This window comes from Arthrobacter sp. B3I4 (assembly GCF_030816855.1).
Lineage (GTDB): Bacteria > Actinomycetota > Actinomycetes > Actinomycetales > Micrococcaceae > Arthrobacter.
The window spans coordinates 2,335,963-2,360,291 of sequence record NZ_JAUSYK010000001.1; the positions used below are offsets into that span (position 1 = coordinate 2,335,963).

Below are 24,329 nucleotides of genomic sequence, written 5' to 3' on the forward strand. Positions count from 1 at the left end.
AGGACTCTTCCTGCCGTTGCTGCGGCACTGGTAGACAGGTTTCCGTCCCAACGGGCCGAACGTCCCGGGAGGCAACCATGACGGACGTGACCATCGAAACCGAACGCGGTCAAATGCCGGCCTACCTGGCGGCGCCGGCCGGAGAGGGGCCCTGGCCCGGCGTCGTCGTCATCCATGACGCGCTCGGCCTGAGCCGCGATACCCGCGCGCAAGCGGACTGGTTGGCAGGCGAGGGCTACCTTGCGGTGGCACCGGACCTGTTCTACTGGGGCAGCAGGCCGTGTGCCTCTGGTCACTGATCCGCGGCTGGCGTCCACTGGGCGACCTGGACCGGTCCCGCGCGTGGCTCGCAGCACGCGGCGAGTGCACCGGCCGGATCGGAGTCATCGGGTTCTGCATGGGCGGCGGCTTCGCCCTGATGCTGGCTCCGGACCATGACTTCGCGGCGGCCAGCGTGAACTACGGCGGACTTGACGACGCGACGGCCCGGGCGATGCCCCGCGCCTGCCCGATCGTCGGGAGTTACGGGGCGGAGGACCGCTGGCCCGGGGTGCGTAAGGTGCCCGGCCGGCTGGAGCCGCTGCTGACCGGTGCAGGGATAGACCACGATCTCAAGGTCTATCCGGGCGCGGGCCACGGTTTCCTCAACCAGCACGGCCCGTCGGATCTGACCTTGGGTGACAAGCTGCTCGCCAAACTCGTGGCCGCGGGGTATCACGAGCCCTCCGCCGCGGACGCCCGACGCCGAATCCTGGCGTTCTTCCGGCAACATCTCAGCCCCGAGGGGGAGCCGCAATGACGCGCAGCGCGCACGTAGTCGGGACCGGTGTTGCCGCAACCGGGTTCGCCAATTTCACCGACTCGCTCTGGGGCTTCGAGCTCAAGGACGCGCCAGGCGGGGGCACCCGCCTGGTCGTCAGCGGGTACTGGGCATGACGGCCAAGCTGGCTTCAGCCCATTCTCAGCGTGCTCATCCTGGAGCCCTCGCACTGGGTCATGCAGTCCCGCCAGTTCTCGAACCTGAAGCGAAGGGCAGAATCAGTAAGCACCTGAGCCGCTGCGGTGGCCCTCAAAGGCCGGTGCGGGTGCGCCGCCGCCGCTTCCGAGCAGGCTGCGGGTCAGCGCCTCGCCGTCGGCCATCAGGTCCGCTACGGCCGACTGCAGATGGCCATCACCGACCGGTGCGTCCGTCAGGGCAGCGGCGACGACGGCGCGGCGGATCAGCTCGCGGGCAAATGACGCTGTCGTTCCTTCGGTTCGGGCTGCCGCCTCCTCAAGCGCGCCAGCGCTGAAACCGATCCCGCGGGAATACAGCTGAAGCAGTGCCACGCGTTCGGTCTGCGCCGGCAGCGGGATCTCCACGGCCAGGTCCACCCGGCCGGGCCGCTGGGCAAGGGCACGTTCCAGCATGTCCACCCGGTTGGTGGTGAGGACGAACGCCACGTCAGCGTCGCTGGCCAGCCCGTCCATCGCGTCGAGCACCTCGAACAGCAACGGCTGCGGTCCGTGCCCGAAGCTGCGGTCCTCGGCGATGAGGTCACAGTCCTCAAGGACGACGATGGAGGGCTGGAGGGCCCGGGCCATCGTTGCTGCCTCGGCGATCCGGGCGAGCGAGCCGCCGGATAACAGAATGGCAGTGGTCCCTTCGCTCCGGCTCAGCAAGTGCCGCACTGTGTGGGTCTTTCCGGTGCCCGGCTGGCCGTACAGCAGGATGCCGCGCTTGAGGTGCTGCCCATACTGGTTGAGGGTGTCCCGGTGTTCGGCGATACCCAGCGCATGGTCGGACACCTTCTGCAGCAGGCCCGCGGGCAGGATGACGTCCGACGCCGCCAGGGCCGGCTTGGCATGGAATGTGACACCGGCCGCGCTCGGGCCGTACTCGCCGATGACCAGGGAGATGATCTGGCCCTTCAGGACGCTGTGGTGCTGCATCCGGCGGCGGAACTCCGCGAGGAAGGCGGCGGCTGTCTCGGTGGTGCCCGCAAGCACTTCCAGGCACGGCGACTGCCGGCCGTACCGGGGGTTGGCGTCCCGTTGCAGCACCGCGACCGGTTTTCCGTCGCGGCGGAACAGCCACAGACCCAGGGCCACCGCCTGCCGCTGTTCCTCAGGTCCGACCGCGAGATTGGCGTAGTCGGGCTGGGCGAGGGGGAACTGCGGAAACAGCTGGGCCTGCTGCAGCATGTCGCTGAGGGATTGGTGGTGGCGCTGGTCGCCGCCGCCGATGCCCACCAGGCGGAACTCGGGATCCTCACCGGCGAGTTCGGCCATCTGGATGTCCGCGTCCACAAACCGGTGCGGCGGGATCTGCTCGATCACCACCGGTACGGATGCTGCCGGCAGGTTGAGGTGCTCGGTGAGCGTCGCCAGCAGTTGGGTGCCCTCCGGCATCCGGTGCTGCGTGCTTTGCGCCAGCTGCACGAGCTGCGCAAAATCGTCGATGAACTTCCCCAGTTTTTCATCCATGCGCAGACCCTACCAGCGCAGCCCCTGCAGGCGTGCCTGAAACGGCAGGAGCTAGCGCTCGTCGCTGGTGTAGCGGAGACCGATCAGGGAGCGTACTGCGTCCAGGGCCTCCATGACCTGGACGCTCTCGCTCGGCGGCAGGATGTCATTCGCGGTTGCGCCGGTCCTCACGAGCCGCTCCAGCTCCCACGCCTGGTACTGCATGCCGCGCCCCGTGACCTGCTGATCGAAGCGCTCGACGACGTTGCCGCCGTCGTCGTAGCGGGTGAAACCTCCGGGGGTGTACCAGACCGGGTCGATCTCGATGCTGCCGCCCGTGCCGATGACCGCAGCCCGGTTGGGCCCGGCCGTGTCCAGCGCGCAGTGCAGCACGGCCTGCTGGCCTTCTGGGTACTCGAAGATCATCGCCGTCTGACGGTCGACGCCGGTGCCGGTCGTGCTTGCCGCCGCCTGGATTCTGGCCGGCGCACCAAAGACGTCGAAGGCGAACGAGACAGGGTAGATTCCCAGGTCCAGGAGGGCCCCGCCACCCAGAGCCGGGTCGTTGACCCGGTGTCCGGGATCCTTGGGCAGGTTCTGGTTGTGGTCTGCGATCACGGTCCGGACCTCGCCGAGTGCACCGGACGCGATCAGCTCCCGGATGCGGACCATGTGCGGGAGATAGCGCGTCCACATGGCCTCCAAGGCGACCAGCCCCTGTGACGCGGCGAGCCCGGTGATTTCCCGGGCCTGCCATGCATTCATGGCGAACGGTTTCTCCACCAGCACGTGCTTGCCGGCATTCAGGGCCAGCAGGGCGTTCTCGTAGTGGAAGGGGTGCGGTGAGGAGATGTAGACAACGTCGACGTCGGGATCCTCCGCCAGCGCTTCGTAGCTGCCGTGGGCCGCGGGCAGGTTGAACCTGGCGGCGAAATCCCGGGCCGTTGCGGGGTTGCGGGAACCGACGGCCAGGACCATAAAGCCGTGCTCCACGAGGTCCGAGGCCTGCAGCCCGGCGATGAAGCCGGTGCCGAGGATGCCCCAACGGAGCCCGCTGCCGGAACTGCCGGGGGAGACCCCTGGGCGTTCGGGGGAGCCGGCGGCGGTGCTGTCGGACATGGCTGGGGGTCCCCTCGGCAGTAGGTCAGGTCGGCGTCGCGCGCCCCAGGGGGCAATGACGCCGTCTGAGCATGCTAGCCCAGGAGGGGGTCCTCAGCGCAGGAGCTTACTTGCAGGTGCAGCGCTGCTCGGCAGGTACGTCGGCCATCACGGACTCGACGTGCTCGCCGCAACCGGCCCAGGTGATTTTTCCACAGCTATTGCAACGGACGGAAGCGCACATAATTATCTCCTTGAGTAGGTACTGCCGGTTGTGGGGTGCCGCAGGTGCGGGGGGTCTCTTACAGTAACGGCTAGGAAGCGGCAGCGGCGGCCAGCTGGGCCCTGACGTCCGTCATGTCGAGTTCCTTGACGGCGGTGATGAGTTCCTCGAGGCCGGTGGCGTTCATGGCGCCCGGCTGGGAGAAGACAAGGATGCCCTCGCGGAAAGCCATCAGGGTGGGGATCGAGGTGATGCGGGCGGCGGCAGAGAGGCCGGGGTCGGCCTCGGTGTCGACCTTGGCGAAGACGACGTCGGGGTGGGCTTCGGATGCCTTGTTGAAGGTGGGGGCAAACATGCGGCACGGACCACACCAGGCGGCCCAGAAGTCCACCAGCACAATGTCGTTGCCGGAGATCGTGTCGTTGAAGGTCTTTTCAGAAATATCGATGGTTGCCATGACTCAACAATATACCCCCCGGGGTATTATCGCAATTGCGGCTATGGCTGGCCGGACGCGGCCGGGCGATTTTTCCTTGAATACCCTAGGGGGTATATTGGACTAGGCATCTGCCCGTGCCGCTACCGATTGAAAGGTGCACCTATGGACATCACCGCCCAGGAACTCAACGAACAACTCAAGAACGGCAGCGACGCGCAGGTTGTGGACGTTCGCGAGGCTGCGGAAGTCGCCGAAGGCATGATCGCCGACGCGCGCCACATCCCGCTCGGGGAACTGCCCGCCCGGCTGGGCGAACTGGACAAGACCCGTGCCGTCGTTGCCGTGTGCCGCAGCGGCCGCCGAAGCGCCGCCGCCGCTGACCAGCTCGCCGCCGCCGGCTTCACGTCCTACACGATGACCGGCGGAATGCTCGACTGGTCAGCTGCGGGACTGCCTGCCGGCTAACGCCTTCTATGACTGCCCGGGCGGCGCTTCCCCAGCGCGCCGTTCCGGGTTCCCGCCTGTCCCGGTCCGGCCCTCACGGGCCGCGGAGCAGGTGGACCGGCGGCCCCTGCCTCTGCGGGCTGCCGCCCGAACTGCCCAAGCTATACCGAAAGAGACTATGACTACCTCAACCACGACCACCACGGTCGAGTCCGCGCCCCAGACCATCGACGCCGCCACGCTCAAGACCTGGCAGGACAACCACGATGACCTGACGGTGATCGACGTACGCAGTGGTGCCGAGTTTGATTCGATGCACATCAAGGGCTCCTACCATGTTCCGCTGCCGATGCTGAGCGAACATACGGAGGAATTCGCCGCCAAGATGGGCACCCGCGTGGTACTGGTGTGCCAGTCCGGAAACCGGGCCGAACAGGCCCGGAAGCATCTGGACGCCGTGGGCCTGGGCAGCGCGAGCGTGCTGACCGGCGGCGTGCCTGCCTATGCTGCTGCCGACGGCGACGTCGTCAAGGGCCGCAACACCTGGGCCCTCGAGCGCCAGGTCCGTATGACGGCTGGCTCCCTGGTGCTGGCCGGTGTGGTGGGCAGCAAGCTCCTGTCCCCGAAGCTGGGGCTCCTGGCCGGGGGCATCGGCGCGGGCCTGACCTTCTCCGCGGCGACGAACAGCTGCGCCATGGGCCAGATGCTCTCCAAGATGCCGTGGAACCGGTCCGCGAACGAGCCCACCGCACACCAGGCCCTGCAGAACCTGGGCGCTAAGGCATGATCTTCGCCGCGGCGGCGTTCGGACTCATCGTCGGCGGCCTGCTCGGCCTGGTCGGGGGCGGCGGGTCCATTCTCGCTGTCCCCGCCCTCGTCTACGGCGTGGGGCTCCCGCTGGCTGCGGCGATCCCGACGTCGCTGGTCGTCGTCGGCGCGTCCTCCGCCGTTGCGGTGCTGCCCCGGCTGCGTGGGGGCGTGAATTGGCGGCTTGCCCTCATCATTGGCGCCGCCGGAACCGCGACCGCGTACCTGGGCGCCTACGTGAACCGGCTGCTGGACCCCAAAGTGCTGCTGCTGGCGTTTGCCGCCATCATGGTCATCGCCGGGATCCGGATGATGCTGCCGTCAAAGGCCGCCGGCGGATCCTGCGCGTTGCCCGGCGGCGGCGTCAACTGGCGCAGCTGCCTGCCCAAGGCCATCGCGACCGGCGCCGTCGTGGGGTTCCTGACAGGCCTGCTGGGCGTTGGCGGCGGTTTCCTGATCGTCCCGGCACTGACCCTGGTCCTGGGCCTTCCGATGGCGGTGACCGTCGGAACCTCGCTGGTCATCATCGTCATCAACTCGATCGCAGGTTTCGCCGCCCACCTCGGTGACCTGCAGATCGACTGGGGCGTCACAGCTGCCTTCGCGGGGACAGCGATGGTCGCCTCCCTCATCGCCGGCCGGCTCGGAACCAAAATCCCGGACAAGGTCTTGAAACGCAGCTTCGGCGTCCTGGTGCTGCTGGTCGCGGTGTATGTAACCGTGCAGGCGCTGCTCTCCTGAGCTAAGCCGTATTGCGAAGCCGGACAAATGAAGCGCCGGAGGACCTGTCCTCCGGCGCTTTCTTGGTGGCGTCGGTCCGAGTCATGGCAACCGCAAACCTTTTCGTATTGTCGTCGGAGTGGACGGGTCGGACTCCTCGCTTGCGGCCCTGGAATGGGCGCTTGAGGAGGGGCGCCTGCGCTCCGGGCAGGTCCACGTCGTAAGCGCCTGGCATTACCCCGCGATCGGGGACGCGGACGGCCGGGCCCCGGACCACGACGCCTTCGGGGATCACACCCGGCAGTCGCACGCCGAGGCGATGGTGCGCTCGGCCGGCGCCGGGGTGGCCGTCACCGGGGAGGTGGCGGAAGGCCGTCCTGCTGACGTGCTGCTCGGCGCCGCCGCCGCGGCTGATCTTCTGGTCGTCGGATCGCGCGGTCACGGCGGTTTCACCGGAATGCTGCTGGGCTCGGTATCGAACCATGCCGTGCACCACGCCCGGTGCCCGATGCTGGTGGTCCGGACCGGCGCGGATTCGGCCCGAGGCTGAAGTCCGGGCGACGGCGACGCGGCGGGCCCGCCGGAGCGCAGGCGGAGCTGCGCCGGACGGACAGTTGACGTGATCCCGCGCCCGGTCTGGAGAGTCAGCGAAGCCAGGCTCGAGTACCGTATGTTGGAGGCCTAGGGGGGGACCGTGGAAAACATTTTGATTGCCGGAGGCAAAGCACGGCTCTGCATCAGCGAGGCCGGGTTTTTCCACCTTCGCTGGATGCCGGGTTCGCAGGTCGATGCCGAGGACGCAGCTGCGTCCATCGAGGCAATGCGGCGACTCGGTGCCGGCCGGGCGCTGCCGTTGCTGGTGGAGATTTCCGCAGTGACCATGAGCGCTGCAGCCCGGGGCGCTTTTGAACGGGCCCAGGCCGTCTCAGCAGTGGCCTTGGTCGGGTCCAGTGTCGTCGACACGGTGGTAGCCGCAGCCCTTGGACGTCACAGCTTCTGCCCGCATGCGTACTTCGTCTCAGGTTCGGAGGCGGCGGAATGGCTGGCCGGGCTCCCGTCGCGGGAGGGAGAACAGCCCCGCCCGGCACCGCCGGGGACGTTAGGCCCCGGGTCGGTGGTCGGTGCCGCGCATCCGGGCGGCCACAAGGACTCCTGAGAGCGCGGTGATGGCGCCCACGACGGCGACAGCGGCCGGGATGCCGTAGGCGTCGGCGAGGATGCCGGCGAGCAGCGCCCCGATGGCGAATCCACCGTCGCGCCAGAGCCGGTAGATTCCCACCGAACGGGCCCGCCAGGCCGGGTGGGCGACGTCGCCGATCGCGGCCAGGAGGGTGGGATAGACCATGGCGGTGCCGGCGCCGAGCAGTACCGCTGCCGCCAGCCACCAGCCGAACCCGGTGCCGAAGGCAACCAGCCAGAGGGCCGCCGCCTGGACGAGCATGCCCCCGACAATCAGCCACTTGCGGCCGTACTTGTCCGACAGTGCCCCGGTGACGAGCTGCCCTGCGCCCCACACGGCAGGATAGACCGCGGCAAGGATTCCAATTCTTTCGACGGTCAGTCCGGCGGCAGCGAAGAGGACCGGGAAAAGCCCCCAGGCAAGGCCGTCGTTGAGGTTGTTGACCATGCCGGCCTGGCTGACGGAGGACAGCGACTTGTCGCGGAAGCTGGTCAGGGTAAAGACCTGCCGGTTGCTGAGGTCGGCGTGGGCGTCGGCGTGGGCGGCAGTGTGGCTGGCCGCTTCGAGCCTGGCATGATGCCGGGTTTCCTTCACCGCGAAGACCGAGAGGCCCAGGCCCACGGCGATGAAGGCCGCGCCGAGCAGGAACGGTCCCGGGCGCAGACCGTAGTTCGCGGCGATGTAGCCGGTGGCCAACGCGGTGCCGGCGACGCCGAGGTAGCCGGCCGCCTCGTTCAGGCCCATGGCCAGGCCGCGGCGGGACGGGCCCACCAGGTCCATCTTCATCATGACGGTGGTTGACCAGGTCAGTCCCTGGCTGATGCCCAGGACCACGTTGGCGGCGACGATCCACCCCCAGGAGGGCCCGAAAATCAGCAGCAACGGGACCGGCAGGGCGATCAACCAGCCCGCGACGAGGACGGGCTTGCGGCCGTAACGGTCCGAGAGGGTGCCGGCGAAGTAGTTGGTGACGGCCTTCGCCATGCCGAAAGCCAGGATGTAGGTCAGCGCGGAGGTGTAGAGGTCCAGATGAAAGACCCGGTCGGCCAGCAGGGGCAGGATGGTGCGTTCCTGGCCGAGGGTTCCGCCGACCAGGGCATTGACCGCGACCAGAAGCAGGAACTGGGCGATGTTCTGACGCAGGCCGAGGGTAACGCCGGCGTGTTGCCGGTCGTCGCGCCGGACCGCGTCGTCGTGCCGGGAGGGTGCCTGGGCGAACGTCACGGGTACTCCACTGTTGTTGGGGGAACGCGTGGGGCGGCGTTCCGGTTGTCCGGTCCGCCGCCCCACGCTGTTACTGCCTGCTGCTGTGCCTAGCTAGCTGGCCGGAACGGTTTCCGGAGCCTGCTGCCGGGCGGTCCAGGCGGCGTAGCTGCCGTCGAGCTCGAGCACGTCGTAGCCGGCGCGGCGCAGGGCGCTCGCGGCGACGGAGTTCCGGACTCCGCTCTGGCAGTAGGAGACGATGGTGCCCTCTGCCGGGAGTTCGTCCAGGTGCCACATGACGCGGCCGCCGCTTAGCTGGTAGGAGCCGGGGATGTGGCCGGCGGCGTGCTCGGTCTTGTTACGGACGTCCAGGACCATGGCGGCGTCGAAACCGTCGAGTTCCTCAGGCTGGATCAGCTTCGGGACGGAGATCGGCAGGCCTTCGAGCCCGGTGACGTAGCCGGCGACCTTGTCGATGCCGACGCGGACCAGGTGGTCCCACATCTCCATCGCGGCGGCCTGGTCAGCGGCGAGCAGGACCAGCGGGGTCTTGTCCTTTTCGGGGTCAACCACCCAGGCGCCGAAGCTGGCGGTGGACTTGCCGGCGGGGATGTTGACCGCGCCGGTGACGGTTCCCTCGTGGACCTGGCCGTTGGGACGGGTGTCAACGAAGATCGCCTTGTTGGCGGCCAGGTCCTTGGCGACGGCGGCGGTGTCCAGTTCGGTCAGCGGCTTGCGTTCGCCCATGACGGCGGGGCCTTCACGGTTTTCGTGCTTCATCCGGGCGAAGTAGGCGTGCGCGTCGGGCTGGCCGTCGAGCAGTTCGTCGATGAAGCCCTGTTCGTCGTTGGCGGCCAGGTACGGGCCCCACCAGGCGTAGAGGCGTTCGTAGCCGACGGTGGAGGACGGGATGGCGCCGAGGGCCTTGCCGCAGGCGCTGCCGGCACCGTGGCCGGGGTGAACCTGGACGTGGTCGGGCAGGGTCAGGAACTTATCCCGCAGGCTGGCGAAGAGCTGCTTGGCGCCTTCGAAGCGGGTGTCGACGCCGCCGGCTGCCTCGTCCAGCAGGTCCGGGCGGCCCAGGTCACCGGAGAACACGAAGTCACCGGAAAGCAGGTAGCCGGGGGCTTCTGCGAAGGCCCCGTCAGTGACCAGGAACGACAGGTGCTCTGGGGTGTGGCCGGGAGTGTGCACAGCCTTCACGGTGATGTTGCCCAGGGTGATGGTGTCACCGTCGTTGAGGCGTTCAGCCTCGAAGCCGTACTGCCAGTCGGCGCCGCCTTCGCCGGAGACGTAGGCGGTAGCGCCGGTGACGGCAGCCAACTCGCGGGTGCCGGACAGGAAGTCCGCGTGGATGTGGGTCTCAGTGACTGCCACAATCTTCATGCCGTTGGCGGCGGCGAGGTTCTCATAGACGGCAATATCGCGGCGGGGATCGACGACGATCGCCTCGCCCTTGCTCTGGCAGCCGATGAAGTAGCTGGCCTGTGCGAGGTCTTCGTCGTAAATGCGTTCGATAAGCATTCGGGAACTCCTTCTTGAGGTGGACGGGGAAGGGATTCCTTCCGCCTCTACGTTCAAGAGTAATACCCCCGGGGGTATCCCGCAAATGCGGCAGACCAAGGGTCGGAGCGCCCGGCGCGACGTTATTGTCCTACTGGTAGACGCGGACCCAGTCGACCTGCATTTGCGACGGGGTGACTGCGGTGCCGTCCGGGAACCAGTCGAGCTGGATCGTCTGGTGCATGCCGACCGTGGGTTGATGCCCAGGGTTGGTATCGGTGAAGGTCCGTACGCCGTCGATATAACCGGTGACCCCTGACGGAGTCCATTCCACCGCGTAGTTGTGCCACTGGGTTGAGTCGACCGGCGTGGCCGCGCTGACCTGGAACTTTCCGCCGCTGCAGGCGTAGTGCAGGTAGAACTTCATGGCCGAAGTCTTCGACTCGCCTTCGGCGAAGTCCACTTCTGCGCAGTTGGCCGAGGGCTTGTTTGGCCACAGCAACAGCACCGGGTGGTATTCGGAGTCGCGGACGCTGGTCTTCATCCGGGTTTCCCAGCGCCCATAGGTCTGCTGGCTGAACTTCGCCGACATTCCGCCGGTGGTGCCGGCCGAGTCGCCCGTGACGGTGACGACGCCGTCGGCAACAGACCAGGCCCGGGGGCTTCGGATGCCCTTGCCGGCGTGGCCTGGACCGTCGTACATACCCCATTTGGCGGGGTCCGGCGCGCCGGTGTAGGAGAACTCGTCACCGGCGAGCACCGGCCCCCAGCCGAAGGCGGCCGCAGCCTGAACGCCGTCACCTGCCGGGGGAGCGGCGGGCGCCGCCACGGGAACAGCCCGCGCAGGAGGCTCGGCCGGGACGGCTGCGGCGGGGACGGGCGCGACGGGAGCGGGCGCGGCTGCCGCGGGCGGAGCGGGCGGAGCGGGCGTGGCTGCGGCAGCGGTGGCTGAGGCGGCGGACGGTGCTGACGACGTCGAGGCGGACGGCGTCGACGACGTCGGAGTCGTTGCGTTCGCGGGCTCAACGCTTCCGGCCAGAGAGGCTGAGCTGCACCCGGTCAGCGACAAAGCGCCCAGTGTAACGGTAACGGCAATTTTCTTAAGCAAGTGACCCTCCGGGACATCGAACTAGCGCAAGCAACAAGCGCGATCGACCCCACACGAGAGTTCCTGAAGCTTCTTCAGCCCCGTCAGAAAGACAGAACGAGCAGGCGCCAGCCGGCGCAACGGCCGCCCGCCAAGCGGACGCCCGGGCCCTGCGTTAGGGCCAGACCCTCAGGTCAGCCGACAACGTTACCCGCTCGTAACGTTGGTCAGCAAACGCCCGCGCAGCGCGGGGCAGCTCCCTGAATAAAAAAAGTTGTGGGTCGGCTGCATCCGGACGGCCCAGCCGGCCGGTAGTAAGGGTGTAAGCCAAACACCGCCCGCATCCGGGCCTCAATGAGGAGCTCTACATGCACATGAAATCACTTTCCGCAGTGGTCGGTACGATGACGCTGCTGGCCGGACTGACCCTTGCCGCACCCGCACAGGCCAGCGACAACTGCCCCGACAAGGACCATGGCACGGCAAAACTCTCCGTTCTCCACGGGGTCCCGGGACTCACCGTGGACGTGTGGGTGGATGGAAAGCTCACGCTGGACAATTTCACCCCGGGAAGCCTGGCCGGTCCGCTTGATGTCAGTGCGGGAGACCACAAGATTGCCATCACCGGCGCGGACGCCACGAGCGCCGACAACCCGGTAATCGGACCTGTCAAAGTTGATCTGCAAGAGGGCCGAGATTACACCGCTGTCGCGCACCTAACGGCAGACGGGGAACCCACGGCCACCTTGTTCCGGAACAGCACCTCAGCCAGCCCGGACGGACAAGGCAAACTGACGGTGCGGCACGTTGCCGCAGCCCCCGCCGTCGACGTTCTTGCCGGCGGAACGGCCGTGATCGAGGGCCTGGAGAACGGCGACCAGAAGAAGCTCACACTGGACGCGGGAACCATCTCCGCCTCGGTGGCGGCGGCGGGCAGTACGGAAGCGCTGATCGGCCCGGCAGATGTCACGGTGAACGCGGGCGAGAACACGATCGTTTACGCCTGGGGCAGCCTGAAGGACAACACCCTTGACCTTGCCGTGCAGGTGGTGAAGTCCTCCAACCACGACTGATCGGATCGGCTCGGTGCCCAATCGGTACCAACTAGGTGGCGGGGCCGCGGCAATCGCGGGCCCGCCCACCGCATTCCCGGGCGCTTCGCCATTGCAGGGCGGAACCTGGGGGGGGATAATGACGATCCACAGGTCTCATTCCTGCTCTAAGGAGCATCAAGTGGAGGCTGCCGATCGTGAATGGGACGTCAGAGTCGACCATGCCTTCGCAGCGGGTGAGGAGTGGGCGCTCGCGGAGGCCTACCGCCTGCTCGGGCCCCTGGTCCATACGCTGGCGTTGAGGGCGCTTCACGAGCACGGCGCCGCCGACGACGTCACCCAGGAGGTCTTTATTCGCGCTTGGAAATCGCGAACCAGATATCGCCCGGGCGCCGCACGGTTGCCCGCCTGGCTGATCGGGATCACTCGCAACGCCATTTCCGATGCCTTCTCCGCCCGCTCCCGACGACGGGATGTTGAAAGAGCCGTTCTACACCTGGCCGATGACCCGGCAAGCGGTAGCCAGAAGCCCAATGCTGACGCGCTCGCGGACCGTCTGACGCTGGAGGACGAACTCGAGCGCCTCGGACATCCCCAGACCGCGATCATGCGGCTAGCCTTTTACGAGGACCTGACGCACGACCAGATTTCGTCCCGGCTCAACCTACCCCTCGGCACGGTCAAGAGCCATATCCGCCGCAGCCTCGCCAGGCTGCGCTCCCGGCTGGAGGTGGAGCATGGATCATCTTGACGAGGAACTCCTCGGCCTGCTCGCTCTGGGGGAGTCTGCCGGGGAGGAAGAATCGCGCCATCTGGAGAGCTGCCAGGAGTGCGGCACTACGCTGGAAGCGTTGCGGCGCACCGTCTTCGCAGCCACCGTCAATCCGGAAGAAGTTCAGCTGGAAAGTCCCGGAAGCCACAACTGGGCCGCGATCCACCAAGCGTTGGGGCTCTCGCCGTCGCTCGCGAAAGACCCGTTGGGCGCCGGTGGTGCGGTAACCCTGCGCACCCCCGGAAGACAGTATTCAGGACAGCAACCCGTTACGCGGCTCCCGCGCCGGGGACTGTGGGTGTTGGGCGTGGCTGCCGGTGTCCTCCTTGGCGCTGCCGGCGCCTGGACTGCACTGAGCATTCTCGGCCCCGCGAAGCCCCCGGAGGCAGCCCCGACGAGCCCCGGACCCACGCCCGCGGTCGTCGCCAGGGCTGCACTCGCTCCGCTGGCGGGACATTCGTCAAGCGGTAGTGCGCTCGTTGAGAAGCTCCCGGACGGAAGCCGGCAAGTGGTCGTCAGCCTTCCCCCGGAGAAGCTTTCGGGCTTCCGCGAGGTCTGGATGGGATCCTCGGACCTGTCCAAGATGGTCAGTCTTGGCGTCCTTGGCCAGGCCCCCCAAGCTTTCGTCGTTCCGGCCGGACTTGACCTGGCCGAATACCCGGTCCTCGACGTTTCGAACGAACCGTATGACGGAGACCCCGCCCACTCCGCCGAAAGCATTGCGCGCGGAAAGCTTGCGTTGCAGGGTTAGGCGGTTTCAATTAGCCGGTTTCAACCAGTGGTCGCCGCTGCGACAGAATGGTGCCATGAGTGAGGCCGGAGACTTCATTGACGCCGGGCTGCAGCGCGAAAGCTCGTGGCAGCGCGCCGACCAGGCCCAGGCCCGGTTCGGCCCCGACGTAGAAGTTTACGGCGCCTCTGTCGGCGCTGTCCGCGGCACCGTGCGGGACGCACTTCGCCGCTATAAGAATCTGGGCCGGGACGAGCTCACGGCTCTCTGTTCGGAACTTTGGGCGGTGCCGGTCCTGGAACGCCGCCTTGCCGCCGTCGTCCTCCTGCAATCCGGTCTGGCTGCGCTCGATAACTCGGACCTGACCCGGATCGAGGGCTTCCTGCGCAGCGCCCGGTTCCCCGAACTGGCGGATCCGCTCGCGGTCGACGTCGTCGGGCCGCTCCTCGCACGTCTCGAGGGTCACAGCAGGTCCAGGGCCGAGGCCGTACTGGAGCGGTGGCTGCAGGATCCGGACCCCTGGCTGCGCCGCGCGGCCCTGCTTGCACCGTTGCGCGAGTTCCGGGCCGGACGCGGGGACTGGGACAGCTTCGTCCGCCAGGCTAGAAAGTCCCTTTCCGCTGCCTCTGGCGGAGGGGAGGACGGCGGCGGTGCGGACACCGGCAGCCTGATCCGGGAAGCCGTGACGCGCGTCGTGGACGACGTGCGGAGAACCCGCCCCGAGCTGGAGTTCTAGATACCCCGGTCTCTGCGTCGAGGATTCGGGCCCGGGCTGCCTGGACTCAGGGCCTGCGCTCCACCACGGCATACGCCTTGCCGTCCAGAAACTGCCAATCCGTTACGACCATGAAACCAAGCGCATCGACGCGGTCGTTGAGAACGTGCAGGTCGAAGCCTCCGTCGCGTGGTTCGGCGTCCCAGGTGGCAACATGGATTTCCTTGCCCTCCAGAACGAGCAGCTCGGTATTGACGTCAAAGTCTTCCTGCGGCTGGTCGCTCAGCTGGCAGATGGCAACACAGGGGCTCTTCATGGGACCTCCGTTGGGGGCGCGCCGGTTGGTTCAATCCTATGCGCGGTGGCTGTCAGTGCCCTAGGCTTTCCAGGCGGGCCGTGCCGGCGTTCTCCCCGCCGACACCCCGACCTCGTTACCTGAACGTGACATTACCGCGCGGTGCCGTTACGGTAGTTCGGTGCCTGTTTGTTTCCGTTACGGGCGCTCCTGAGCCGATTGCCTAACTCTGCCGCGGCCCCGGGATCCGAATGCAACCATCTGGCAGAGACGGGGAAACCAATTTTGGCCCGGCTGTTTCAGCGGGTCTTGGGGTGAAGCCGCGCGTCCGTTTCAGCGGACCGCGGCCGGGTGCCTCCCATCCGAATCCGACAGCTCACCTCGCAGGCATTGGGAGAGGCTACTTCATGTCTTCAAGCACTACTGCTGCGCGCCATAACGCCGGGCGAACCTCAGCATTCTCGGTCAAGTCCACCACCATTGGTCGCCAGGCCGCAGTGATCTTCGCAGCCTCGGGCCTCGTTCTTACCAGCGGCATGGCAGCCAACGCGGCCGTCGGCACGCCGGCCGAACGTGAGTCGACGCCCGTATCGGCCGCCGACATCGCCAGCAAGGTTTCTGCTCCGGTCACGGCTGATTCCGCCGTCAAAATCACTTTCGACCGTCCGGAAGTTGCCACCACGCCGGCTCCCGTCATTGAGCAGCCCGTGGCAGCACCCGTCGAGGCGCCCGCCGCCCCAGCCGTTGCCGCCGCCCCGGCCGTTGCACAGGCTCCCGCTGTGAAGGCTCCCGCCGCTCCGCGGATCACCGTCCAGGCAGCTGCGGCTCCCGCGGCCGTTGCCCCGGTGGCGGCTCCGGCCGCTGCTGCTCCGGTAGCCGCAGCTCCGGCAGCCGCTCCGGCGGCCGGTGGAGTCAATGCCGCCATGCTGTCGGCCGCATACAGCCAGATCGGCATCACGCAGGACTGCACGGCGATGGTGGAGAAGGCCCTCGGCGCAGCAGGCATCCCGGTGGGCGACCTCGGTCCCCAGCAGTTCCTGAACTACGGCAAGGTTGTCGGCGACCCGCAGCCGGGCGACATGATCGTCCAGTCCGGCCACGTTGCCATCTACGCCGGCAACGGCCAGGCGATCAGCGGCGGCATGAACGGAACAAACCAGACGATCTCGCACCCGCTGTCCTGGCTGACGGCCACCGGTGGCGTGACCTTCGTCCGCGCCGGGGCGTAACTCCCGCGCCAACACCGGTTTCGGAAGCCGGCGGCAGGCTGCCTTTATGGCAGCCGGTCGCCGGCTTTCGGGCTGCTGGCGTAGCGCAGCAGGACGACGCCGTTTCCGAAGGTCCGCGTTTCGACGAGCGCGAGCGGGGTCCTGCTGTCCGAGGGCTTGAACAACGGCGTGCCGTTCCCGATCAGGACCGGGTGGATGTAGATCCAGTACTCGTCAATCAGCCCGAGTTTGCGGAAGCTGTCCGCAAGCTTGGCGCCGCCGAGTGCCAGGTCCCCGCCCGGTTGTTCCTTGAGCGCGAGGACGTCGTCGGCGACGACGTCGCGCACCACCGTGGTGTTCCAGCCGGCCCGCTCAAGAGTCGTGGAGTACACGATTTTGGGCATCCGGCGCCAGATGCCGGCGAACTCGGCCATGGCCGGGGTGCTGTCAGGATCCTGGTCCGCGGTCGGCCAGAAATCGGCCATCATCTGGTAGGTCACCCGGCCGTCGAGGAAGGCGCCCATGGTCCGGAGCTGGTCGTTGAAGTGGCCATGCAGTTCTTCATCCACCATGTGCCAGCCAATGTCCCGGTCCGGACCTTCGAAGTACCCGTCGAGGGATACCTGCAAGGCGACGATGATTTTCCGCATGGCCGAAGCCTACGCTCCGGCCGTTCCCCGGGTAAGAGCCCCAAGAGGCGAAGACCGGCACGATATTGCCGCCTGGGCGGTATTGGTTCTCCTGTACAGGCCAGTCATGCCAGTTTCGGCAGGATATTGCCGAACGCCAGCGCGGAAGGCACAATAGGGTAGGTTCCGGGCATGACCGGCAGGATACTGCCGGGCGGTGCCGGTTGTGCGTGCGAAAGGGGCTGCGGTCCGTGGGAATCAGGGGGAGCAGCGTGGATGACGTGGCAGGGATCGCCCAGCAGATCCGGCGCAGCCGCAAGGAAGCCGGTCTGACGCAGGAGGAACTCGCCCACCTGGCCGGAACTTCCGAACGCACCGTCCGTGCGATCGAGACGGGTACCGGCAACCCCTCCCTGCAGGCTGTTGTGGCCGTCGCCAACGTGCTCGGCCTGAACGTCGGCGTGGCCTGATGGCCGCCGGGCTTCAGGAACTCAGGTTTATCCGGGCGGCCGACGTCTATAAGAACGGCGTTCCGGCCGGCCGGCTGGCACGGACCGGCACCGGCGGGGTGCAGTTCTCCTACCGGCCCGACTACCTTTCCGGCGGCCACCCGGCCGTCGCGGTTTCGCTGCCACTCACGGAGGCGCCGGTCGAGGCCCCGGCCGGTGCCCTGCCTGCCTTCTTTGCCGGCCTGCTTCCGGAAGGCCACCGGCTGACGGTGCTGAAAAACGCGGCGAAAACCAGCTTCGACGACGAGCTGACCCTGCTCCTGGCCGTCGGGTCCGATGTACCCGGGGACGTGCAGGTGGTTCCTGCCGGCGACGTCCCCGCCGAGCCGGTTCCGCTGGCCGACACCTCCCGGCCCGAGGAGCTGGACTTCTCCCTCCTCGCCGACGCCGTGGACCTGCACGGCATCCCGGGGGTGCAGCGCAAAACCAGCGCCTCCATGCTGACCACGCCACTGGCGGTGCGCGGGCACCGCTACCTGTTGAAACTCGATCCGCCCGAACACCCGCACCTGGTCCAAAACGAAGCGGCGCACCTTGCCGGGGCCCGGGCACTGAAGATCCCGGTCGCGAAAAGTTCCGTCATCGCAGACCGGAACGGGCTGCCCGGACTCCTCGTGGAACGGTTTGACCGGATCAAAACGGCCGACGGCGCGTGGCAGCGCCTCCCGCTGGAAGACGGCAGCCAGGTGCTGGGACTGCCCCCTGCTTCAAAATACGGCGTCAGCGCCGAGCAGGTGGCTGCCGCCCTTGCCCGGGTGTGCAAGGCGCCGGTCATCGCCAGCCGGAACCTCTATCTGCAGTTCCTCTTCGCCTGGCTGACCGGAAACGGGGACCTGCACGCCAAAAACCTCGCCGTCCTCGGTGCGCCGGCAGGGTTTGTCATCGCTCCCGTGTACGACGTTCCGTGCACGCTGCTGTACGGCGACGAGACCCTGGCGCTTCCCGTCGCCGGCAAAATCAAGAACCTCAAAGCCCGCCACTGGGCGGAATTTGCCGAGACGCTGGGACTGCCGCAGCGCGCCGCAGCGGCCGCCAACCGCACCGCACTGGCGGCCGCGGACACCATAGATCTGGAGTTGCTGCCTTTCGCCGGCTCCCCGCTGCGCGGCGCGCAGCGGGAGCTGCGGTTTCGGCGCCGGGAAATCGCAGCGTGAGCTATTCCGCGGCTTTGCCGTAGGAGGCCGCGCTCAGGAATTCCACGCCGACGAACGGTTCCCCGCCCTCGACCCGGGCGTTATGGCCCGGCGGGATGGTGTAAGAGTCGCCCGCGGCAATATCGATGCGGCCGCCGTCGTTGGTCTCAACGCTCAGCTTGCCGGAGACACAAAAGCCGACATGGCTGTTCTGGCATGAGTCCGTCTGCACGACGGGCTTGATGCAGTCAGCCCAGGTCCAGCCCGGCTGGAAGCTGAACCGGCCGATGGTGTAGTCACCGACGGACACGATGTCGATCGCGCTCTTGTCCGGCCGGCGCTGCTCATCAGGTGAGTCCAGCGACTTCACTTGCAGCTGGGTCACTACGTTTGCGGGCATGGCCCTTCCTCTTTCTATCAGGAATGTGAACTGCTTACGGGGCCAACATTCCTCGCCCGGCCGCCGGTTGTCGACACCTATTGACTAGAAGCCGGAAGAGCTTCCGGATCCCGAGAAGCTGCCGCCGCTGCCTCCGTATCCCGTGGTGCCGCCGCCGCCCCGGGCAGAGCTCACGCTGCTGACTCCGGTGTTGAATCCGCTGCTGAAGGTGGGCACCGAGAAGAAGTAGTACGAGGGGTACACCGTGCCCAGGATGCTCGGCTCGTAGCTGCGCCGCTGCTTCCGGCCGGTACCTTCCTGAGCCTCCTCCATTTCCCTGCGCATGAGCTTCGCCTCGCGTTCGTTGCGGGCAAAGCCGGCAATCACCGTGTCAGCATGACTCTTCAGCAGTTCGGAAAGCTCGGTCCTCGCGTCACGCAGCCGGTCCAGTGCGGTTTCCGGGCTGATGCTGCCGTCGGACAGCTGCGCCGTCCATTTTTCAATGTCGCGCTGACTGCGGTCCCGGAAGGACCGTAGGGAAGCAGCGGTGGCTGAGTCACCCTCCCCGTGGTTCTTGCGGAGGATGCCTTCGATCCCGGCCAGGTCACTGCGGAACGGCGCCAGCTGCCGGTCCCAAGCTGTGGCCCAGATGGAGCCGCGGTTGAGCAGGGCATTGGTGTCGGAGATGACATCGTCCAGGGCGTCGAGTTCGGCGGCCGCATCGGCGTACTTGCGCGCCAGCTGCAGATTCGGCCGCCGGCCCTGCTGACGGCGGGTCAGGCCATGCACCTGGTTGGAGAGCTCGGTCGCGGCGTTGTAGCGGCTCAGAAAGGTGCGGTGTTTCTCCAGCACCGTGCTGCCATAACGTGAAGATTCCGGGATGGTGCTGGCATTGAGCTCGGTGACCTGCAGGTCCATGCTGACGTTGGCGTAGTTCGCGTCGCCCCGGGCCGTCTCCTTGCGGAAGCCCACCCGGGTCCGCCAGCGCACCAGCAACCAGGTTCCCACACCGGCAACCAGTGCCCCGGCCGTGCTCCACGCCGTGACAAGGAACGCCGTCGACCGGTACCAGGGTTGGTTAATCAGCTCCGCACCCCGTTTGATGCCCGCAATGGTCCCGTCTGTCCACTGCGCGTCCCGCAGCAGGTCCTTGGAGGCGTTCTGGATGTCGTCGCGCTGCCCGAGGGACACCTTCCGGTCTTCGCCCATATACGTGCCGACATGCCGGCCCACCGGGTCCAGCGCAAAGATGAACAAACCGTCCGCCCATTTCTGACCATCTGGACTGATCCACTCCGGATGCTGGGCGCGGGCAAAGCGCAGCACCTCCTCGTTGAGGTTGTCCGCCGCGCTGCCGTTGTACGTGTAGACGGCCACCTTCGTGGGCTGGTAGAACTCGATCTTCTGCACGGCAGGCAGCAGGGTGTTGCGGTCCAGGACTCCCGCCCGGTCCTCCACGACGACGTCGGACGGCGGAACGGCGAGCGCAGCCGCGGCGCCGCCGAGCAGCATGCCTGCCGTACCAAGGAGCAGCAACAGGAGAGCCGCCAGTTGCGGGGCAATGGTTTTGCGCATGGTCCACATCGTTTGGGAGAAGTATTTGTGTCAGCGTCCCCGACGCCGGTCGGTGCTGAAAGGGCCGAAAGACACCATGACGCCCTTGGGCCGCCCGTCCATACTGGCGCCATGAGCCTACCGCCGCCGGAACCCTGGCCTCCGTCAGCGGCTTCCAACGACACCCCGGTGGGGCCGGAGGGCGCCTCGGCGGCTTCCAATGACGCCCGGGCACGGCCGGAGGGTAACCCGGCACGGCGGGAACCGGTCCCGGAGCGGCGGCCCGACCGGGTGCTGCTGGGCATCGTGGCGGCGATTGTGGCCCTGGTGGTTCTTGCCCTGGCGGTGGTGTTTCTGCGGGGCGAACCGCAGCAGCTCGATCCCTCTTCCCCCGCCGGAGTCGTGCAGCGCTACAGCAAGGCCGTCATTGACGCTGACCCGGTTGCAGCGGATGCCTATCTGACCGACAACGTCCGGTCCCGCTGCGCCAACTTCTACGGGAACGTGCAGGCCAGCAGGGTGGTCCTGCTCGGCACGACCGAACGTGAGAGCACCGCCACCGTCAGGGTGTCGATTGTGCACGCTGCCCCGGACGGCCCGTTCGGCCCCTCCGAGTACGCGGAGGAGGCGGCCATCGGCCTGGTGAGGGTCGACGGCAAGTGGCTGATCAATGATCTGCCGTACAGTCTGCAGACCTGCGCCGGCGGAGGGCTGAAGAAGTGACGGACATGAGGAGCCGCGCGGTTCCGGTTACCGCCCCGGCCCAGGTTAAGGTCCGCCGCCTGGTGGTTTTCGTTCTCCTGTTCGCTCTGGTGGTCGTCGCCGCCAACGGGCTCAGCGGCCTGCTGGAACGGCTGTTGCGCTCCGGCCAGGTGCTGGCCGGGGAAGGCGTTGCCGGCCTGGCCTTGTCGCTCGCGTTCACCCTGATCGGCGGCCCGCTGGCGGCGTTGCTGTGGTGGTTCGTGTGGCGGCGCCTGGTTGACGGACCCGAGCGGTCGGCCCCTTCCTGGGGTCTCTACGTCGCCGTGGTGTATACCGTTTCCCTGATCCAGGCTGTCACGGCGCTGCTGGCGTTGGCGGGCGGCTTCATCGCGGAGCAGGATCCGGAGTGGCGGTCACCGCTCTCCGTTGGACTGGTCTGGGCCCTGGTTTGGGTGTGGCACCGCTGGATGTGGCTGCACCCCGTGCGGGGTCCGCTCGTGCTCGCCGAGGTGCCCGCCGTGATCGGCACCTACTTCGGGCTGGCCCTCGGCATCGGCGGCGCGGTGCTTGCCCTGGGTGGACTGTTCGACCTTGCCCTGCGTGGTTCCATGGAGCTCACTGCCACGGATAACCCGTGGTGGCGCTCAACGCTCCGGGACCTGGTCTGGGCCGCCGGGGGAGCGGCCGTTTGGTGGTGGCATTGGGGACGGGGCGGGGCGCGCCGGCTGCGGGGCGGTTTCGCGGACGTGGGGCTGATCGTAGTCGGAGTGCTCGCCCCCGGGGTGCTCGCTCTCGGCGGCGCGGGCTCCGTCCTTTTTGTGCTGCTGAGGCTGGCGTTCGACCGGCAGGACACCCTGCTGGCACTGCTGGAACCGCTGGGCTTCGCTACTTCCGCTGCCGCCGTCGGAGCGCTCGTGTGGCGCTATTACCGTACCGCCGCGGTCGGCCGTTCGGAGCGGACCCGCCAGGCCGGGATGCTGGTGACGTCGGGCGTGGCGCTGGCAGCTGCCGCCACCGGCGTCGGGGTCGTCGTGAACGCCGCCCTTTCCATCGCCGTGTCGCCGCTGGCGGGCGGCAACGCCCGGACGTTGCTGCTGGGAGGCATCAGTTCCCTGGTGGTGGGCGGCTGGGTGTGGTGGCTGGCGTGGCGGCCCGGGCCGCAGCACCGCCAGGAAGGGGTTCCGGCGGCGCGCCGCGTCTACCTCGTCGCCGTGTTCGGCCTCAGCGCGGTGGTTGCTGTAGCCGCGCTGCTGGTGATTGGGTACCGGCTGTTTGAGTTCCTCCTCGCCAACAACCTCACGGGCGGCAGCGTGGTGGACCGAATCCGGGCACCGCTGGGCCTGCTGGTGGCCACCGGCCTGGCCGCCGGCTACCATTTCGCGATCTGGCGGCAGGACAGAAGCCGGCTGGCGTCCGCCGACGCCGGCAGGAAGCGCACCATCGGTCACGTGATCCTGGTCGCTGGTCCCGAGCCGGATTCGCTGCGCCGGTCCATTGAGGAACTCACGGGGGCGGGAGTCACGCTCTGGCACCGGGCCGACGTCGGCGTCCCTCCTGACGCGTGGACCGCCGGAGGAACTCCCGGAGGTACTCCGGGTGCGGCTTCCGGAGGGACTGCAGGTGCGGCTGCCGGAGGGACTGCAGGTGAGACTTCCGGGCGGACCGCCGCGGGTGCGGGACTGGCCGAAGCGTTGACCGGCGTGCGCGCCAAACGGGTGCTGGTCATCGCCGGTGCCGACGGCGTTCAGGTCATTCCGCTGCACGGTTAGCGGCGCCGGTCAGCGTCGTTGACACTCAGCCAGGCCGGGATCCCGGCGCGCTTCTAAGGCGCGGGCGGCACCGCCGCGGCGGGCAGGACGATCCGCATGACCGTCCCATCCGCCCCGGTACGGGCCACGTCAACCGTGCCGCCGGCCGCCATGGCAATCTCACGGACCAAGGACAAACCAATCCCAAAGCTGCGCTGCCCGTGTGAGCCGTCGGGGCCGGCGGTCCGGACAAAGCGGTCGAAGATCCGGTCCTGGTCAATACCGATGATCCCGGGGCCGCTGTCCGCGACGGTAATGACTGCTTGTCCCTGAACGGCCGCCACTGAGATCCCCACCCGGCCGCCGGGCGGGGTGTGGGCGAGCGCGTTGTCGGCCAGCGCCAGCACCGCCCGGCGCAGGGCGTGGGGCTCAATCCGGGCCCGGGGCCCGCCCCCGGCCGAGAAGTCGAGCCGGATGTCCTTTTCGGCTGCCAGCAGCTGAAGGCTTTCGGCGACCGACCCTGCGACGTCGGCGAGGTCCGCTGGATGCGCCGCCGGATCCGGAGCGGCTGCGGTCGCGGCCAGCAACAGTTCATTGACGATGCCGGTGAGGGTGGCTGTGTCCTCCCGGATTTTGGCCAGGTGGCGGGTGGACACTGCATCCTCGCCGGCGTCGCGCTGCGCCAGCTGGATCCGCGCGTCCAGGATGGCCAGCGGGGTGCGCAGCTCGTGGCTGGCGTCCTGGACAAACCGGCGTTGCAGGGCCAGGGCCTCGCCCAGCGGCCGGATAGCGCTGCGGGCACTCAGCCACCCGGTCAGGCCGGCCAGGGCGATCCCGGCAGCACCGGCGATGATCATCGCTTCCAGCAGGTCCCGCGAGTCGAGGTAGGCGTACCTGGTCCCGGCAGCCACGGAGGGCGGCAGGTCCGGATCGGCGAGTTTGTTCAGCAGGTAAAGGGCAGCCACCGCCAGCAGGACAAGCACCATCACCGCACACGCGATACTGATCCGCACGGCGACCTTGAGCGAGGCCTTCCGCAAGGTTGATTGGTCGGGGGTTCCGGCCGGCAGGGCCTTAGTCATCGGCGTCGCCGATCTGATATCCGACGCCGTGGACGGTGCGGATTACGGACTTGGTGATCTTCCGGCGCAGGTGGTGCACGTACGTGTCGATGACGCCGGGCTGGTCGCTGGAGTGGAAGAAACGGGCGAGCAGTTCCTCGCGGGGGATGACCCGGCCGGGTTCTGCGGCGAGGGCGGTGAGAAGTTCGGCCTCTTTGGCGGTGAGGGACACCAGCTCGCCGTACAGTGAGCGGACTGACCGTGCCGCCGGGTCAAGCTCCCAGTTCCCGATGCTGACGGAACTGGCCGGCGGCGGAAAGACACGCGTCAGGGCCCGCAGCCGGGCGGCCAGTTCACCGGCGTCGAACGGTTTTGTCATGTAGTCATTCGCGCCGGCGTCGAGACCGCGGACTTTCTCGTCCGGGTCGCCAAGGGCGGTGAGGATCAGGATCGGGGTGGCGATCCCCTTTGAGCGCAGGGCCGCAATCACGGCGATCCCGTCCAGCAGGGGCAGCCCCCGGTCGATGACCATCACGTCCCAGGGCTCCGTCAAACCGCGGTGAAGCCCTTCCTGGCCGTCGGCAGCCAGCCGGACCCGGTAGTCCGGTTCCAGCAGGTCGGCGATGAGCGGGCCCAGGACCGGGTCGTCCTCGACGAGCAGCACGGAGGGTCGATAAGCGGTGGTCATGCTGC

Annotated in this window: 30 protein-coding genes and 1 riboswitch; of the genes, 18 read left to right on the forward strand and 12 right to left on the reverse strand. The window is 67.8% G+C overall.

All coding sequences use genetic code 11. From position 1 onward, the window contains the following. Positions 1–86: 86 nt before the first annotated feature. From QFZ61_RS11160 to QFZ61_RS11170, 3 genes are read left to right on the forward strand one after another with little or no spacing between them, the layout of a single operon-like run. On the forward strand, positions 87–299 hold the full coding sequence (locus tag QFZ61_RS11160; RefSeq protein WP_307036007.1) for a dienelactone hydrolase family protein: 213 nt from the start codon (positions 87–89) through the stop codon (positions 297–299). After that, complete coding sequence (locus tag QFZ61_RS11165; RefSeq protein WP_307036009.1) at positions 281–799, forward strand: dienelactone hydrolase family protein; 519 nt, start codon at positions 281–283, stop codon at positions 797–799. Before QFZ61_RS11160 ends, QFZ61_RS11165 begins: the two co-directional genes overlap by 19 nt. Next, entirely contained in the window at positions 796–936 is a 141-nt protein-coding gene (locus QFZ61_RS11170; protein ID WP_307036011.1) for a hypothetical protein, read from the forward strand. The genes QFZ61_RS11165 and QFZ61_RS11170 overlap by 4 nt, the downstream gene beginning before the upstream one ends. A gap of 102 nt (positions 937–1,038) precedes the next feature. Here the strand turns inward: QFZ61_RS11170 and QFZ61_RS11175 are convergent, their stop codons facing one another. The 3 genes from QFZ61_RS11175 to trxA all read right to left on the reverse strand — a co-directional run bounded on the left by QFZ61_RS11175 (position 1,039) and on the right by trxA (position 4,223). Continuing rightward, a complete protein-coding gene (locus QFZ61_RS11175) occupies positions 1,039–2,466 on the reverse strand; it encodes an ATP-binding protein (protein ID WP_307036013.1) in 1,428 nt (475 codons plus the stop codon). 51 nt (positions 2,467–2,517) lie between these two features. Continuing rightward, entirely contained in the window at positions 2,518–3,564 is a 1,047-nt protein-coding gene (locus QFZ61_RS11180) for a Gfo/Idh/MocA family protein (protein ID WP_307036015.1), read from the reverse strand. A 293-nt stretch (positions 3,565–3,857) separates the two neighbouring features. After that, entirely contained in the window at positions 3,858–4,223 is a 366-nt protein-coding gene (gene trxA, locus QFZ61_RS11185; protein ID WP_307036017.1) for a thioredoxin, read from the reverse strand. A 144-nt stretch (positions 4,224–4,367) separates the two neighbouring features. Between trxA and QFZ61_RS11190 the strand changes: the two genes are divergently transcribed. The 5 genes from QFZ61_RS11190 to QFZ61_RS11210 all read left to right on the forward strand — a co-directional run bounded on the left by QFZ61_RS11190 (position 4,368) and on the right by QFZ61_RS11210 (position 7,332). After that, complete coding sequence (locus QFZ61_RS11190; RefSeq protein ID WP_307036019.1) at positions 4,368–4,670, forward strand: rhodanese-like domain-containing protein; 303 nt, start codon at positions 4,368–4,370, stop codon at positions 4,668–4,670. Between the two features lie 157 nt (positions 4,671–4,827). Further along, a complete protein-coding gene (locus tag QFZ61_RS11195; protein WP_307036021.1) occupies positions 4,828–5,436 on the forward strand; it encodes a rhodanese-like domain-containing protein in 609 nt (202 codons plus the stop codon). Then, positions 5,433–6,197, forward strand: a complete 765-nt coding sequence (locus QFZ61_RS11200) for a sulfite exporter TauE/SafE family protein (RefSeq protein ID WP_307036024.1) — start codon at positions 5,433–5,435, stop codon at positions 6,195–6,197. Before QFZ61_RS11195 ends, QFZ61_RS11200 begins: the two co-directional genes overlap by 4 nt. A 118-nt stretch (positions 6,198–6,315) precedes the next feature. Further along, the gene (locus QFZ61_RS11205) at positions 6,316–6,726 is read left to right on the forward strand and encodes a universal stress protein (protein WP_373427149.1); all 411 of its coding nucleotides are present in this window, start codon (positions 6,316–6,318) and stop codon (positions 6,724–6,726) included. A gap of 144 nt (positions 6,727–6,870) precedes the next feature. Then, positions 6,871–7,332, forward strand: a complete 462-nt coding sequence (locus QFZ61_RS11210) for an STAS/SEC14 domain-containing protein (protein ID WP_307036026.1) — start codon at positions 6,871–6,873, stop codon at positions 7,330–7,332. On the opposite strand, the gene QFZ61_RS11215 is transcribed toward QFZ61_RS11210, so the two are convergent. The 3 genes from QFZ61_RS11215 to QFZ61_RS11225 form a co-directional block, all read right to left on the reverse strand. Next, the gene (locus QFZ61_RS11215) at positions 7,276–8,475 is read right to left on the reverse strand and encodes an MFS transporter (RefSeq protein ID WP_307038140.1); all 1,200 of its coding nucleotides are present in this window, start codon (positions 8,473–8,475) and stop codon (positions 7,276–7,278) included. The genes QFZ61_RS11210 and QFZ61_RS11215 overlap by 57 nt on opposite strands. Positions 8,476–8,673: 198 nt before the next feature. Further along, complete coding sequence (locus QFZ61_RS11220; protein ID WP_307036027.1) at positions 8,674–10,083, reverse strand: MBL fold metallo-hydrolase; 1,410 nt, start codon at positions 10,081–10,083, stop codon at positions 8,674–8,676. Between the two features lie 130 nt (positions 10,084–10,213). After that, a complete protein-coding gene (locus QFZ61_RS11225) occupies positions 10,214–10,891 on the reverse strand; it encodes a glycoside hydrolase family 16 protein (protein WP_307036029.1) in 678 nt (225 codons plus the stop codon). Between the two features lie 100 nt (positions 10,892–10,991). Between QFZ61_RS11225 and QFZ61_RS11230 the strand changes: the two genes are divergently transcribed. The 5 genes from QFZ61_RS11230 to QFZ61_RS11250 all read left to right on the forward strand — a co-directional run bounded on the left by QFZ61_RS11230 (position 10,992) and on the right by QFZ61_RS11250 (position 14,439). Then, positions 10,992–11,174, forward strand: a complete 183-nt coding sequence (locus QFZ61_RS11230) for a hypothetical protein (protein ID WP_307036031.1) — start codon at positions 10,992–10,994, stop codon at positions 11,172–11,174. Between the two features lie 343 nt (positions 11,175–11,517). Further along, complete coding sequence (locus QFZ61_RS11235) at positions 11,518–12,222, forward strand: DUF4397 domain-containing protein (RefSeq protein ID WP_373427150.1); 705 nt, start codon at positions 11,518–11,520, stop codon at positions 12,220–12,222. A gap of 118 nt (positions 12,223–12,340) precedes the next feature. Continuing rightward, the gene (locus tag QFZ61_RS11240) at positions 12,341–12,952 is read left to right on the forward strand and encodes an RNA polymerase sigma factor (protein WP_373427151.1); all 612 of its coding nucleotides are present in this window, start codon (positions 12,341–12,343) and stop codon (positions 12,950–12,952) included. Next, on the forward strand, positions 12,939–13,724 hold the full coding sequence (locus QFZ61_RS11245; RefSeq protein ID WP_307036035.1) for an anti-sigma factor: 786 nt from the start codon (positions 12,939–12,941) through the stop codon (positions 13,722–13,724). Before QFZ61_RS11240 ends, QFZ61_RS11245 begins: the two co-directional genes overlap by 14 nt. Positions 13,725–13,779: 55 nt before the next feature. Next, complete coding sequence (locus QFZ61_RS11250) at positions 13,780–14,439, forward strand: DNA alkylation repair protein (protein ID WP_307036038.1); 660 nt, start codon at positions 13,780–13,782, stop codon at positions 14,437–14,439. A gap of 46 nt (positions 14,440–14,485) precedes the next feature. On the opposite strand, the gene QFZ61_RS11255 is transcribed toward QFZ61_RS11250, so the two are convergent. Next, on the reverse strand, positions 14,486–14,734 hold the full coding sequence (locus QFZ61_RS11255) for a hypothetical protein (protein WP_307036040.1): 249 nt from the start codon (positions 14,732–14,734) through the stop codon (positions 14,486–14,488). A 189-nt stretch (positions 14,735–14,923) separates the two neighbouring features. After that, positions 14,924–15,117: riboswitch (cyclic di-AMP (ydaO/yuaA leader) on the forward strand. Between the two features lie 3 nt (positions 15,118–15,120). Between QFZ61_RS11255 and QFZ61_RS11260 the strand changes: the two genes are divergently transcribed. Next, positions 15,121–15,942: a hypothetical protein gene (locus tag QFZ61_RS11260; protein WP_307036041.1), complete on the forward strand. Its 822-nt coding sequence runs from the start codon at positions 15,121–15,123 to the stop codon at positions 15,940–15,942. A 44-nt stretch (positions 15,943–15,986) separates the two neighbouring features. Here QFZ61_RS11260 and QFZ61_RS11265 read toward each other — a convergent pair whose 3' ends face one another. Beyond that, positions 15,987–16,571 carry a dihydrofolate reductase family protein gene (locus QFZ61_RS11265; RefSeq protein ID WP_307036043.1) on the reverse strand — a complete coding sequence of 195 codons (585 nt, stop codon included), beginning with the start codon at positions 16,569–16,571 and terminating at the stop codon, positions 15,987–15,989. Between the two features lie 251 nt (positions 16,572–16,822). Between QFZ61_RS11265 and QFZ61_RS11270 the strand changes: the two genes are divergently transcribed. After that, a complete protein-coding gene (locus QFZ61_RS11270) occupies positions 16,823–17,020 on the forward strand; it encodes a helix-turn-helix transcriptional regulator (RefSeq protein WP_307036044.1) in 198 nt (65 codons plus the stop codon). Beyond that, positions 17,020–18,213 (forward strand): type II toxin-antitoxin system HipA family toxin, encoded by a 1,194-nt coding sequence (locus tag QFZ61_RS11275; RefSeq protein WP_307036047.1) that lies wholly within the window; start codon positions 17,020–17,022, stop codon positions 18,211–18,213. The genes QFZ61_RS11270 and QFZ61_RS11275 overlap by 1 nt, the downstream gene beginning before the upstream one ends. A 1-nt stretch (position 18,214) precedes the next feature. Here the strand turns inward: QFZ61_RS11275 and QFZ61_RS11280 are convergent, their stop codons facing one another. Beyond that, entirely contained in the window at positions 18,215–18,592 is a 378-nt protein-coding gene (locus tag QFZ61_RS11280; RefSeq protein WP_307036049.1) for a cupin domain-containing protein, read from the reverse strand. Between the two features lie 84 nt (positions 18,593–18,676). Then, positions 18,677–20,146 (reverse strand): DUF5129 domain-containing protein, encoded by a 1,470-nt coding sequence (locus QFZ61_RS11285; protein WP_307036050.1) that lies wholly within the window; start codon positions 20,144–20,146, stop codon positions 18,677–18,679. A 111-nt stretch (positions 20,147–20,257) separates the two neighbouring features. On the opposite strand from QFZ61_RS11285, the gene QFZ61_RS11290 reads away from it, so the two are divergent. After that, positions 20,258–20,848, forward strand: a complete 591-nt coding sequence (locus tag QFZ61_RS11290; protein WP_307036052.1) for a hypothetical protein — start codon at positions 20,258–20,260, stop codon at positions 20,846–20,848. A gap of 5 nt (positions 20,849–20,853) precedes the next feature. After that, the gene (locus QFZ61_RS11295; RefSeq protein ID WP_307036054.1) at positions 20,854–22,596 is read left to right on the forward strand and encodes a DUF5671 domain-containing protein; all 1,743 of its coding nucleotides are present in this window, start codon (positions 20,854–20,856) and stop codon (positions 22,594–22,596) included. 53 nt (positions 22,597–22,649) lie between these two features. Here the strand turns inward: QFZ61_RS11295 and QFZ61_RS11300 are convergent, their stop codons facing one another. Next, positions 22,650–23,657: a HAMP domain-containing sensor histidine kinase gene (locus QFZ61_RS11300; protein ID WP_307036056.1), complete on the reverse strand. Its 1,008-nt coding sequence runs from the start codon at positions 23,655–23,657 to the stop codon at positions 22,650–22,652. Next, positions 23,650–24,324: a response regulator transcription factor gene (locus QFZ61_RS11305; protein ID WP_307036058.1), complete on the reverse strand. Its 675-nt coding sequence runs from the start codon at positions 24,322–24,324 to the stop codon at positions 23,650–23,652. Before QFZ61_RS11305 ends, QFZ61_RS11300 begins: the two co-directional genes overlap by 8 nt. Positions 24,325–24,329: the final 5 nt, after the last annotated feature.